Source organism: Shewanella sp. 125m-7, from assembly GCF_052977045.1.
The window spans coordinates 1-12,876 of record NZ_JBRILQ010000024.1 but is presented as its reverse complement, the minus strand read 5'-3'; the positions used below and the strand labels follow the sequence as shown (position 1 = coordinate 12,876).

Sequence of the window (12,876 nt, the reverse complement as noted above, 5' to 3'; positions counted from 1 at the left end):
GACGTATATAAAAATAATTAGGTTAGGGAGTACTACAAATGAACAGACCATCTAAATTGGCCTCTGCGATAAAGTTTGGCTTAATCGCTTCGGTTTCTACCACTGCATTTACCGTATCAAATACAGCCTTTGCTGAAGAAACTGGTGCCGATGTAGAACGCATTGCAGTAACCGGCTCCCGTATTCAACGTCAAGACATGGAAACAGCATCGCCAGTGACCGTGATTAATGCTGCTGAAATTCGTGCTGAAGGATTTACATCAGTTGATGAACTGCTACAGGCACAAACATCTATGGGTGGTAAAGCTGTTGGTTCTAGTACAAACAATGGAGCAGACGGTGTTGCACAGGTTGATCTACGTGGTATGGGCTCGCAACGTACATTAGTTTTGCTTAACGGTCGCCGTATGGTGAACTCTGGTTCGGGTGCCGATAGTGCTGTTGACCTTAATGCTATCCCAGTCGCAATGATTGCCCGCGTTGAAATTTTAAAAGATGGTGCATCTGCAGTGTATGGCTCTGATGCTATCGCTGGTGTGGTTAACATCATTACTAAGAAAGATTTTGAAGGTTTTCAAGTTGATGTCACTGGTGGCATGACCGATAAGAGTGATGGCGAGAACGGTGAGATCAGCGCACTTTACGGTTTTAATACCGATACGGGTAACTATACGTTTGGTGCCGCATACTCAGAGCGTCGTGGCGTTGTTCAATCAGATCGTGATTGGACAGATCCTGGTAATAGCTCGTTTACACCACAAGGCGGTATCGTAGGTAATAAACTGGATGAAAACGGTAATCCTGTTCTTGATGAAGACGGTAATATCAAACAAGAAGTTAAAAATTATAATGGCAGTGAATGGGTTGCTCAACCTGAAGGTTATGATTTCACCCAAGATAGCTTCTACCAAACACCAAATAAACGTTACAGCTTATTCGCTAACATGACCCAAGAGTTAGGCGATGACATCGTAATGACTGGTGATATTCTATACACCAAGCGTAAGTCAAACCAACAGTTAGCTCCGCAACCAGCCAATTTACAGCTAGATGTCTGTGAGCCAGGCCAAGACGAAGTTACCTGTGTTGAAATTACATCTGCAATGGCAGCTGGTGGAATTGTTGCTGATGAAAATGGTGAGATTAACTACAGAAAACGTATGAATGATGTAGGCCCTCGTGTCTATACTCAAGATACAGATACATGGCGTGTTTCAGCTGGCCTTGAAGGTTCGTTAGACATCAATACTGGCATGAACTGGGATGCATCGTATACCTACGGTAACAACAAGGCTAAGACAGCAGTTGAAAACTCAATCAACGGTAAATTGATGACGCAGTCAATTTATGAAAATCAAGATGTTTGGTTCAGCGGCCAACCTATTACTGACCAAGATGTTCTTGATGGAGTAAGTTACACGGAAGAAGCTGATGGTGGTAACGAGCAACACGTTTTCTCTGCAGGTCTTAATGGCGAGCTATTTGACCTAGATGCAGGTGCAGTAGCATTCGCAATCGGTGCCGAATACCGTTATGAAAGTGGTTACTATACTCCTGATCAAATTGTACAAGATGGCGATAGTACATCAGCTCAACAAGATCCAACAGATGGTAGCTACAACGTTATCTCTGTATTCCAAGAAGTGAGCGTACCCTTTACTGATAAGCTAACTGGTGAGTTCGCACTACGCTTTGATGATTACTCAACATTTGGTAACGCATCTACTTGGAAGATCGGTCTTACTTATGAAGCAACTGATGACTTAATGCTTCGTACTGTAGCAGCAACAGGTTTCCGTGCACCAAGCGTGAGTGAGCTATATGGTGGTAACTCAGGTTCATTCGATTACCTAAAAGATCCATGGGGTAAAGAACAAGATCCACAGATCCTTGTTAATTATACCTCAGATGAAGATCTACAGCCTGAAGAGTCAGAATCATACACGGCAGGTTTAGTTTACTCACCAAGCTATGTTGAAGGATTGTCGTTAACTCTTGATTACTGGCGCTTTAAAGTGAAGAACGCAATTACCCGCCTTGATACGCAAGCAGGCCTGAATTCATGCCACGCTTATCAAACACAGGGTATTGGTGATGATAGTGCATGTATTGCATTCCAAATCGGTGAGAATGGAAATTTAGATGATTTGAGCAACTCACTGACTAACGTTGGTTTCCAAGATACTAGTGGTCTTGACTTTAACCTAGCGTATAACTTCGAAGCGTTAAATCTTGATTGGGTTATCAGTAACGATACCACTTACCTGCTTAATTTTGAGCAAGATGGTATTGATTATACTGGAACCATCGATGGTAACTTTGGTGCTTACGCAAAAGTACGTAACAACTTCACCATCAAAGCAAGTCAAGATGACTGGAGCGTAATGTACTTCAACCGTTATATCGGTGAAATGGAAGACCATTATACATCTGGCGGTGTAGCTAAAGTTGATGATGTTAGTTCAGTTCTTTACCACAACCTATCAGCATCATACTTCATCAACGATGCTTGGATGCTAACGGCAGGCGTTAAGAACTTTACTGATGAAGAGCCATCAAAAGTCTCTAACGGCAGTGACGGCGGTACAGTACCTGAAGTATACGACGTTATCGGTCGTACATTCTTTGCTGGTGTAACCATGAACTTCTAAATAGCACTCGCTATTTGATCTAAAAAAAGCGCCGAAAGGCGCTTTTTTATTGTCAAAAATACCGCTTAACCTAAACCTTTCTGCGCTGAACTCATCTGAATAAATTCAATTTTATAACCATCAGGATCTTCTACAAACGCAATTTCAGTACTGCCGCCAGCAACAGGGCCTGCAGGCCTAATGACTTTTCCGCCAGCAGCGCGAATCGCTTCACAGCGAGCATAGATATCCTCTTCACCAATGGCAATATGGCCAAATGCATTACCATGATCGTAAGTTTCAGTGCCCCAGTTATAAGTTAACTCTATAACCGCGCTACCTGTAGACTCGTCGTCATAGCCAACAAAAGCCAAGGTGTACTTATATTCGCTGTTTTCGCTTTGTCTGAGTAATTTCATGCCTAAAATGTTGGTGTAAAACTCAATACTGCGCTCAAGGTTGCCTACGCGAAGCATGGTGTGTAGTAGTTGTGCCATTTTATATCCTAGGGTTAAGTTTTTTATGTGCCCAGTATATCGGTTAATATTAAGAATTAAGAAGGTGATTAAACACTTTTTGTAAAATTGCGCTAGATCAATTTCTTTAGTCAGTATCTAGATCACAAAAGCGCGAAAATAGCCTGAGAATATCGCACTTTTCTTATACTATTAACCGAATCAATTAAGGAGATTTTGATGCAAACCGAACTAAAAATGTCGCTTGCTCTAAGCGCGATTATTGCTGTGACTTTATCTATTTTCTTTATCAGCATGTTCTAAACACATGTATATCAAAAAGCCGCTAATAGCGGCTTTTTATTTGCTTATAACTCATGATTTTTTTAAGCGTTTTACTCTTCTGGGTAAACCTTATCTTTAAACTCACATAAGTCTTCTATTATACAGCTGCCACAGCGTGGTTTACGCGCGATACAAGTATAACGACCATGTAAGATAAGCCAGTGATGTACATCGACTTTGAACTCGGCTGGAACCACTTTCAAGAGTTTATTTTCAACTTCAACCACGTTCTTACCCATAGCAAACTTAGTGCGATTAGAAACCCTATCAATATGGGTGTCTACAGCGATTGTAGGCCAACCAAAGGCAGTATTAAGTACCACATTAGCGGTTTTACGACCGACTCCCGGCAGGGCTTCTAACGCTTCTCTGTCTTCAGGCACTTCACCGTTATACTTCTCGACCAAGATCTCGCAGGCTTTAACCACATTGATGGCTTTGTTGTTATATAAGCCAATGGTTTTTATATATTGCTTAAGCCCGTCAACTCCAAGTGCTGCAATCGCTTGAGCGGTATTAGCAACCGGAAATAGCTTGTCGGTTGCCTTATTAACGCTAACGTCGGTTGCTTGAGCAGATAACGTCACCGCAACTAACAGCTCAAATGGGCTAGAGAACTTAAGCTCAGTTTCTGGGTGAGGGTTATTTGCCCTCAGCCTTTCTAAGATCAAGCGACGTTTTTCTGCGTTCATTTATACTTTTCCGTATTATTTTTATTATTAGCTGTGCTCGTTACGGCAGGTTAGTTGACCTTAGTAATGCGTGCTCGCGTTGGCGCTTCAAGTTCGGTTTTTGGCTGTTTTGCAGCGATATATTGGTCGATAACATTTTTAAGTGCAATCAGCAAACCCATACCAATAAACGCACCGGGTGGCAGCATAGCCAATAAAAAGCTGGTATCAACCTGCCAGATTTGAATCGTTAGCGATTTTGCCCATTCACCTAACAACTGATCGGCACCATAAAATAGCGTGCCTTGGCCTAAGATCTCACGGCTTGCGCCTAAAATACAAAGAACCAGTGTAAAACCTAAGCCCATCATTAATCCATCAAAGGCAGACTTAGCAACATTATTACGTGAAGCATAAGCCTCGGCACGGCCAATAATGACGCAGTTGGTGACGATAAGGGGTAAGAAGATCCCTAATGATAAATAAAGTCCGTATGCATAAGCATTAATGAGTAATTGCACAGTGGTAACTAAGGCGGCAATAATCATCACAAAAACAGGAATACGGATCTCTTTAGGCACAAAGTCACGTACCAGTGAGACGAGAATGTTAGAGCCGATAAGGACTAACATCGTCGCTAAACCTAAACCTAGCGCATTGGTTAATGTTGCTGTAACGGCAAGCAAGGGACAAAGCCCAAGCAGTTGCACTAGTCCTGGGTTGTTTTTCCACAACCCTTGTTTGGCTAGCTCTTTATAATCACTCATTTCCAACCTCACAATTTGCAGGCGCTGATAACAGCTGTGCTTTATGGGCATTAAAATACTGCAGCGCTTTCCTTACTGCCTTTACATAGGCGCGAGGTGTGATTGTTGCGCCGGTAAATTGATCGATATCACCACCATCTTTTTTGACATTCCAGCGCTTGTCTTTATCTGATAATAGCTGTAATCCATCAAACGACTTTACCCAATCAGATTTTCTAATCTCAATTTTGTCACCGAGTCCTGGTGTTTCTTGATGAGACAGGGTGCGTACTCCAAGAACTTCGCCAGTACTGCTTATGCCAATAATAATGCGAATATTACCGTTATAACCGTCGGGAGCGATGGCTTCAATCGCAATAGCGACACCTTTATCATTTTTAGTCGCGACATAGGCAGGCAGAGCATCGCTAGAGCCCAAAAATTCAGCTGATTCGATCAAAATGCAATGCGCGGTAAGCTCATTGTCATGCATCTCATCAGGAATAATCTGGTGCAGCACTCGTGCAAGTTCCATTTGTTCTTGCTGCTTAATTTTGTCATAGGTCAATTGGTTAACAATTGCCACGAGCCCTGTACATAGAAGTGCAAACAGGCCGAGGAGTAAACCATTTTTCAACATCGATTTTTTCAAAGTAAACTCTCTTTATACTCAGTTACCGGTACGGTGGCCATAAGCGCGAGGTTTGACATAGTAGTCAATAAAAGGCGCACAAAGGTTAGCGAGTAGTACGGCAAAAGCAAAAGCATCGGGGTAGCCGCCAAAGGTTCGAATAACATAAACAAGCACGCCAATTAGCGCACCGAAAATCAATCGACCACGAACACTTGTTGCTGCGGTTACAGGATCGGTGGCAATAAAAAATGCCGCAATCATGGTTGCGCCAGAAAATAGCTGCATCAAAGGATCGACATGGGTGTCAGGGCTTAACAGGTAGCCAAAACCACTGCAGACAAAGAGTGAGCCTAAAATAGCCACACTGATATGCCAACGGATCACCTTTAGCTTTAACATAATTAAGCCGCCAGTGAGATAAGCCATATTAACCCAAAACCAACCTACGCCAAAGCCATCAGCAAATACCGCTTTGCTTAAACTCTCAGACATGGTTAAGCCTAAAGATAAATCGGTTTTAACGGTATCGAGCGGCGTTGCCATTGCAAGACCATCAAAACCGAGTTTATAAAGATTTATCTGTTCTGCTGACATTGAACCGAAAATGGCCTGCAAGCTTAGCCCGATATCCATAGGATTTTGTGCAATTGCAGTTGGGATTGACCAACTTGTCATCTGTACAGGAAACGAGATAAGCAGCATGACGTAGGCGGCCATAGCTGGGTTGAAAATATTTTGCCCAAGACCACCATAGAGCTGCTTTACCAGCACTATCGCAAATAAAGTGCCAATAACGACTAACCACCAAGGTGCAATAGGCGGAATGGCTACACCAATTAATACCGCAGTTAAAACAGCACTGTTATCGCTGATGGTCGGCAGAATGGCTCTTTTGCGGAGAGCCAAAACAGCGGCTTCAGCAGCTAAGGCAACAACGATGGCTAATAGGACTTGGATTAACACGCCCCAACCGAAAAAATAGCACTGAGTTGCAATTCCAGGCAACGCACACAAAATGACTCGGCGCATGACGGTCTGGGTTTGAAGCTGTACCTTTAAATGAGGTGATGAGGCTAACTTAAACGCCATGGTTTATTCCTTTTCCTGCAATTGTGCTTGAGCTTTTTTGGCTTTTGCCTTAGCAATAGTTGCCGCAATACGCTCTTTTTTACGTTGCTCTACTGTCATCTCTTGTCGCTCGGCTTGCGCTGTAGCTGACTCAATCACTTCAACTGCATCAACATTGGGCTTATCGGCGGCGTCATTTTCAATACAGCTTGTAAGATCAGTCGCTGCATCAACGGCTGTCGCTTGAGAGTCGGCACCTGTTTGAACGGCTTTTTTTGCTTTAGCACGCGCTATTGCAGCGGCTATTTTTGCCTTTTTTTCATCAAGTGGGGCTGCGTCATTTTCAATACTGCTGGTAAGAACAGTCGCTTGAGAGTCGGCACCTGTTTGAACGGCTTTTTTGGCTTTAGCACGCGCTATTGCTGCGGCTATTTTTGCCTTTTTGTCATCAAGTGGGGCTGCGTCATTTTCAATGCTGCTGGTAAGGTGAGTCGCTTGAGAGTCGGCACCTGTTTGAACGGCTTTTTTGGCTTTAGCACGTGCTATTGCTGCGGCTATTTTTGCCTTTTTGTCATCAAGTGGGGCTGCGTCACTTTCAATACTGCTGCTAAGGTCCGTCGCTTGAGAGTCGGCACCTGTTTGAACGGTTTTTTTTGCTTTAGCACGCGCTATTGCGGCGGCTATTTTTGCCTTTTTGTCGTCAAGTGGGGCTGCGTCGCTTTCAATGCTGCTAAGGAGAGTCGCTTGAGAGTCGGCACCTGTTTGAACGGCTTTTTTTGCTTTAGCACGCGCTATTGCAGCGGCTACTTTTGCCTTTTTGTCATCTATTGGCGCAGCGTCACTTTCAATGCTGCTGCTAAGGTGAGTCGCTTGAGAGTCGGCACCTGTTTGAACGGCTTTTTTTGCTTTAGCACGCGCTATTGCGGCGGCTATTTTTGCCTTTTTGTCATCTATTGGCGCAGCGTCATTTTCAATACTGCTGGCAAGAACAGTCGCTTGAGAGTCAGCACCTGTTTGAACGGCTTTTTTTGCTTTAGCACGCGCTATTGCAGCAGCAACTTGGGCTTTCTTGTCATCTATTGGCGCAGTACTTACCGGAGCGGCATCTACTTTATTGGCATCACCCTGTGGCTCAGCGCTTAAAGATAGCTCTGAGCTTTGTTTATCTTTTTTCGCTTTGGCACGGGCAATTGCTGCAGCCACCTGCGCTTTCTTATCGACTAAGGTCGTGACTTCGGCTAACTCTTTGCCCTCTACCGGTGCATCAGCTTGTGCCATTTCAGCAGCCTTTTTAGCTTTTATGCGCGCCATGGCTTCAGCTACAGCATTGTTGTCAGTATTTGACATCGTGCTCTTACGACGTTCTGCAGCTTCTTTAGCCTTGGCTTCACGCGCTCGCTTTTCTTCTTCTAAGCGTTGTAGTCTCGCTTCAAAGCGTTGCTTAGCAAAATCGGCTTGTTTCTTTTCTTCGGTTTGAGTGCGTATAGCCGATTTAGCGATACGGTAGTATTCGACCAGCGGAATATCGCTTGGGCATACGAAACTACAACAGCCGCATTCGATACAATCATGAAGATTGAAACTGGCAGCCTTATCGTATTCTTCTGCTTTCGCATGCCAGAATAGTTGCTGTGGCAATAATAGGGCAGGGCAGACAACGGCGCATTCTCCACAGCGAATACAGGGTTTTTCCTCTGTATCATCGGCTATCTCTTCACGACTAGGAAGGAGTACACAGTTGGTCCCCTTTAACACTGGCGCCTGCACATCAGGTAACGAGTGCCCCATCATTGGGCCACCAATAATCACTTCATCCTTGGCCAAGTCGCCACTAAAACCGAGCGAATCAAGAATGTGTGTTATCGGCGTACCTATTGGCAGCCAATAGTTACCGGGAGTTTGACTATTTAGCCCCGTTACTGTGACGACTCTTTGGGTTAGCGCGTTGCCATTAATCACGGCATCCTGAATGGCGTAAGCCGTGCCGACATTTTGCACTAGCATACCGAGTTGCGCAGGAATTGCGCCAGATGGCACTTCTTGACCCGTTAAAATTTGTATTAACTGTTTTTCGCCACCTGAAGGGTATTTGGTGGGAACGGCAGTGATCCGAGCGCTATTAGCGGCAATACCGCTGCGATTAAGCGCGTGTTGCATCGCATCTATAGCATCAGGCTTATTATCTTCGATAGCGATAATAATCCGTTTTGGATTGAGAAGTTTCTCGATAATCGCGATACCCGCTAGGATTTCATCGCTATGCTCGCGCATCAAGCGGTCATCAGACGTGATGTAAGGTTCACATTCAATACCGTTGATAATAACAAGCTCAATTTCACTGGCGGGGCTCAATTTTATGTGGGTCGGGAACGCGGCGCCGCCAAGGCCCGCAATACCAGCCTGTTGAATTTTGTGTAGGATCTCTTGATTCGTCAGCTTTAGCGGATCTGCCGGAGTTACTTGTAGCGCTTCTTCTAGCCCGTCAGGTTCGATGATACAGCTCAAAACAGCAATGCCTGATGCATGGTTACTTGGCATCGGCTTAATAACGGTGACGGTTCCAGAGGTGGGGGCATGCACTGGACTATATGAAAAACTTGTTCCAGTGGTGAGCGATTGGCCTTTAAGGACTCGTTCGCCTACTTTTACCGCTAAAAGGGCACTATCACCAACTTGGGTGAGTGGCAAAATGTATTGGTTAGCAAGTGGTAGCTTCCCAATACGAGTTTGGTTAGATAATGTTTTTAATTCAGAAGGATGAACGCCACCATGAGAGCGCCAAAGCGTTCCTTTATCAATTTGCTCTAATAAAGTTAACACGACTTATCCTCTTGCAACTGCTTAACAGGGATGGCATTAAGTTGCCAATTCCAAGTCTTGGTGGTTTGTTCTACAGGTAGCATATCAATACAATCAACAGGGCAGGGTGCAACGCACAAGTCACAACCTGTGCAATAGTCAGTAATGACCGTATGCATTAACTTGCCTGAACCTAAAATGGCGTCTACAGGACAGGCTTGAATACATTTGGTGCAACCAATGCATTCATCTTCCCGAATATAGGCAACTTTTTTGACCTGTACTGCTTCGGTGGCATTGAGCGGTTCTGGGTCAACGCCCATCAAATCGGCCAGCTTCTCCATGGTGGCGGACCCACCTGGCGGACACTTATTGATCTTGTCGCCATTAGCGATAGCTTCTGCATAAGGGCGACAACCCGGGTAACCACATTGACCACATTGTGTTTGAGGTAATAAAGCTTCTACTTGATCTGTGAGCGGATTACCTTCAACTTTAAATTTTTCGGCGGCAAATCCCAGTAAAACACCAAAGACAAGCGCGAGTATTGTAAGTACAACAATAGCGATGACAATACCTGACATGTTTATTTAACCAACCCTGTGAATCCCATAAATGCTAAAGACATAAGCCCAGCTGTGACCATAGCTATAGCGCCTCCCTTGAAGGGGGTAGGAACATCTGCTGCAGCTAAGCGCTCTCTCATGGCAGAGAAGAGTACCAATACCAATGAAAATCCAACTGCAGCACCAAATCCGAAAATAGCAGATTCAATAAAACCATGTTTTTCATTGATATTTAGCAAGGCAACACCTAAAACAGCACAGTTAGTTGTAATTAACGGTAGATAAATACCTAAGGCGCGGTGCAGTGATGCACTGGTTTTTTGCACTAACATTTCGGTGAACTGTACGACCACAGCAATCACCAAAATAAAGCTCATAGTGCGCAAATAACCAAGTTCAAACGGCAGTAAGAGGTACTGATTGACTAAGTAGCTCAGAATTGAGGCCAAGGTTAGTACAAAAGTCGTTGCCATTGACATACCAATAGCAGACTCAAGTTTACTAGACACCCCCATAAATGGGCATAGACCAAGAAATTTTACTAATACAAAATTATTGACCAGCACTGTGCCAATCAATAACAGGAGATATTCACTCATCTCGATTCAATTTTTTTAGACAGAATTAGCGCTATTATCGGCTTTTCCTACGTTATTAACAACACATAGAAAGCAGGGATAAAATATTACTTAATAAATCACTCGTATTAAGCTTGGTTTAGTGACTTTTCACCTTGCATAAACGGTGTAGGTTTAGCGATATAGTAGCCTTGTAGCCCATCTATGAGTAACTGCTCCATAATTAGCTTGTCTTCTTGCTTTTCGACTCCGGTCGCGATGACGCGAATACCCAGTTTTCGGGCGATATCGATAATCATTTTAACAAAGAACTTATTATGTGGGTCTTGGCTTATCCCTTGGGTATAACTATGATCTAATTTAATAAAATCAGGACGGACCTCTTTAAAAAACTTAAACGATGTAAAACCTAAGCCAAAGCGCTCAATCGAGATCCGAGAACCGACACTGTGTAGCTCATTTATAAAATGATAGGTCGCGCTAAGATTGCTTTGCATACCAGACTCATTGACTTCAAAGACTAAGCGTGCGGCGATTTGTCTCTGTCTGCTCAATATGTTTTTTAGCCAAAAGACGAAGCCTTTATTGGTGGCAGATGCTGCGCTTATGTTGATGCCAATCAGGCCGTTAAGTTTGGGATTAGCTAGCAGTATACGCAGAGTATTTAGTACGACGAGTTTATCAATCTCTTCGCTCATGCCGTGGCGTTCAGCCATCGCAATAACCGTAGTTGTGGGCAGTAGCTTACCTTGGCTGTTATAAAAACGAGACAGTAACTCACGGTATGATTCAACATCGTTTCGACATGGTCGTATCGCTTGCACATAAAACGTTATCGCTTTACGTCGTAATAGATCGTTTATTGCCACTTTCCAGCGACTCTCGCCAAAAAGTTCTCCTCCCGTTAATTTCTCTTGAATATGGAAACTGTTGGGGCCTAGGGTTTGTGCAATGCTAACTGCGGTGTCAACCAAGGTCATTAACGACACAGGATCACTATCTTCAAGATAAGGAACTAGGCCAATATGACCAATGGAAGGTGTGCCAAGTTGCTGTTGATACTCATTAAAAGCGGTTTTAAGTGTTTCCGCTATTATGGTGGCATGTTTAATACCAAGCTCGGAAATAACGATGGCAAAGTCCGCTGTAGAGATCCGATAACACTGAGCTTGGGGGTAATCTTTCTGTGCTCGTCTAATTTCGTCAGCAATACGCGTAAGGTAGTCATCTCCCGCTTCTCTGCCATGCATCTGATTAATCGTGGCTAATTCAGTCGCCCTAATAACCACTAAAATACCGCTTTCTTTACGCTCGGGTTTACCTATTTCGTCGAGCTTTTCAGTAAATCGAGCTCGCGTTCCAAAACCAGTAATAGGATCTTCAAAGGCTTTTTTACTCAGTTTTTCATGAGCGTCATGAAAACCATCTATTTTTGTCTTTAAGACTCGTTTGCCAGTCTCAAGCGCCAATCCAATGTTTTTATATTCAGTTTTTATTCGGGATTGCTCAATTGCACCGAAAGAAAGGTGAGCTAAGCTTTCAATAGACTGTGAAATATAGCGAATACTTTTTCTCTGCCTAATACCTAAAAGTAGGTGAACGACACTGATTAGCAAAAAGGTTGCCCAAATCACAATCAGATGAGTTTGAAATTGTGCAACTGCATTCTCAATCGTTATTTGGTTAGACAGTTTGACCTGTAACCTTCCGGCTGCAAGCGTTTGAGTATGAGGAGATTCAAGAGGGAATAATTGAGCTAAATCCGTTTTTTGTTTAACGATTAACTGGCCCTTGGTGAAATTATTACCGCTATCAGATTTGTCGATGTACTGGAAAAATTGAAAGCTAAATTTCTTTTTGAGGGTATTGTAAAGCTCTTCACCAGGTCCTTGCCATTGTTTTTCATGCTTAATCGCAACGACGTATTGCTCCAGCTGCAGCTCGGCTTGGGTCGTTAAACTGTTCTTTTCATGTTGGTAAGTTAAAAAGGTGAGACCTGAAAAAAGTAAAGCTAAAAACAACTGAAAAAGTTTAGAGGTTGCCATAAAGAGTCCGTTCAACGCGGTCAATAACTCGTCATTATTTGAGTTACACAGGTTTAATTGGGGCTATTATAAACAGGTTTATCGTTTTATTGCAGTTGATTTGTTTGGGAATTTATAACCGGAAGGATAAAGCAAGAAGTGAAAGGTTGGCTCCCCAGACTGGACTCGAACCAGTGACATACGGATTAACAGTCCGCCGTTCTACCAACTGAACTACAGGGGAATTGAGAAAACCTTTAAAACATAACAACTTAAATCAAAGTGGCTCCCCAGACTGGACTCGAACCAGTGACATACGGATTAACAGTCCGCCGTTCTACCAACTGAACTACAGGGGAA

10 protein-coding genes and 2 tRNA genes are annotated in these 12,876 nt (G+C 43.6%); 1 reads left to right on the top strand and 11 read right to left on the bottom strand.

Features of this window, described 5'->3' with window-relative positions:
* Nucleotides 1–38 precede the first annotated feature (38 nt).
* Nucleotides 39–2,651 (top strand): TonB-dependent receptor, encoded by a 2,613-nt coding sequence (locus ACVBIL_RS12215; protein ID WP_447167245.1) that lies wholly within the window; start codon nt 39–41, stop codon nt 2,649–2,651.
* 65 nt (nt 2,652–2,716) lie between these two features.
* Here the strand turns inward: ACVBIL_RS12215 and gloA are convergent, their stop codons facing one another.
* From gloA to ACVBIL_RS12160, 11 genes are all read right to left on the bottom strand, one after another.
* Nucleotides 2,717–3,127: a lactoylglutathione lyase gene (gloA, locus tag ACVBIL_RS12210; protein ID WP_447167244.1), complete on the bottom strand. Its 411-nt coding sequence runs from the start codon at nt 3,125–3,127 to the stop codon at nt 2,717–2,719.
* A 353-nt stretch (nt 3,128–3,480) separates the two neighbouring features.
* Nucleotides 3,481–4,122 carry an endonuclease III gene (gene nth, locus ACVBIL_RS12205; RefSeq protein WP_447167243.1) on the bottom strand — a complete coding sequence of 214 codons (642 nt, stop codon included), beginning with the start codon at nt 4,120–4,122 and terminating at the stop codon, nt 3,481–3,483.
* A 50-nt stretch (nt 4,123–4,172) separates the two neighbouring features.
* Complete coding sequence (locus tag ACVBIL_RS12200; RefSeq protein WP_447167242.1) at nt 4,173–4,868, bottom strand: electron transport complex subunit E; 696 nt, start codon at nt 4,866–4,868, stop codon at nt 4,173–4,175.
* Nucleotides 4,861–5,499, bottom strand: coding sequence for an electron transport complex subunit RsxG (gene rsxG / locus ACVBIL_RS12195; RefSeq protein ID WP_447167241.1), 639 nt, complete (start codon nt 5,497–5,499; stop codon nt 4,861–4,863). Before rsxG ends, ACVBIL_RS12200 begins: the two co-directional genes overlap by 8 nt.
* 18 nt (nt 5,500–5,517) lie before the next feature.
* On the bottom strand, nt 5,518–6,570 hold the full coding sequence (gene rsxD, locus ACVBIL_RS12190; protein WP_447167240.1) for an electron transport complex subunit RsxD: 1,053 nt from the start codon (nt 6,568–6,570) through the stop codon (nt 5,518–5,520).
* A 3-nt stretch (nt 6,571–6,573) separates the two neighbouring features.
* The gene (gene rsxC, locus ACVBIL_RS12185) at nt 6,574–9,369 is read right to left on the bottom strand and encodes an electron transport complex subunit RsxC (protein WP_447167239.1); all 2,796 of its coding nucleotides are present in this window, start codon (nt 9,367–9,369) and stop codon (nt 6,574–6,576) included.
* Nucleotides 9,363–9,932, bottom strand: a complete 570-nt coding sequence (gene rsxB, locus ACVBIL_RS12180) for an electron transport complex subunit RsxB (protein ID WP_447167238.1) — start codon at nt 9,930–9,932, stop codon at nt 9,363–9,365. The genes rsxC and rsxB overlap by 7 nt, the downstream gene beginning before the upstream one ends.
* A gap of 2 nt (nt 9,933–9,934) precedes the next feature.
* Complete coding sequence (rsxA, locus tag ACVBIL_RS12175; RefSeq protein ID WP_447167237.1) at nt 9,935–10,513, bottom strand: electron transport complex subunit RsxA; 579 nt, start codon at nt 10,511–10,513, stop codon at nt 9,935–9,937.
* A 107-nt stretch (nt 10,514–10,620) separates the two neighbouring features.
* A complete protein-coding gene (locus ACVBIL_RS12170) occupies nt 10,621–12,537 on the bottom strand; it encodes an EAL domain-containing protein (protein WP_447167236.1) in 1,917 nt (638 codons plus the stop codon).
* A 147-nt stretch (nt 12,538–12,684) separates the two neighbouring features.
* Nucleotides 12,685–12,760, bottom strand: a tRNA-Asn gene (locus ACVBIL_RS12165).
* A gap of 39 nt (nt 12,761–12,799) precedes the next feature.
* Nucleotides 12,800–12,875, bottom strand: a tRNA-Asn gene (locus tag ACVBIL_RS12160).
* Nucleotide 12,876 lies beyond the last annotated feature (1 nt).

What these genes read in the sequence shown, in the direction of transcription:
- ACVBIL_RS12215 (WP_447167245.1), top strand. Translation starts at nt 39, where the DNA reads ATGAACAGACCATCTAAATTGGCCTCTGCGATAAAGTTTGGCTTAATC.
- gloA (WP_447167244.1), bottom strand. Translation starts at nt 3,127, where the DNA reads ATGGCACAACTACTACACACCATGCTTCGCGTAGGCAACCTTGAGCGC.
- nth (WP_447167243.1), bottom strand. Translation starts at nt 4,122, where the DNA reads ATGAACGCAGAAAAACGTCGCTTGATCTTAGAAAGGCTGAGGGCAAAT.
- ACVBIL_RS12200 (WP_447167242.1), bottom strand. Translation starts at nt 4,868, where the DNA reads ATGAGTGATTATAAAGAGCTAGCCAAACAAGGGTTGTGGAAAAACAAC.
- rsxD (WP_447167240.1), bottom strand. Translation starts at nt 6,570, where the DNA reads ATGGCGTTTAAGTTAGCCTCATCACCTCATTTAAAGGTACAGCTTCAA.
- rsxB (WP_447167238.1), bottom strand. Translation starts at nt 9,932, where the DNA reads ATGTCAGGTATTGTCATCGCTATTGTTGTACTTACAATACTCGCGCTT.
- rsxA (WP_447167237.1), bottom strand. Translation starts at nt 10,513, where the DNA reads ATGAGTGAATATCTCCTGTTATTGATTGGCACAGTGCTGGTCAATAAT.
- ACVBIL_RS12170 (WP_447167236.1), bottom strand. Translation starts at nt 12,537, where the DNA reads ATGGCAACCTCTAAACTTTTTCAGTTGTTTTTAGCTTTACTTTTTTCA.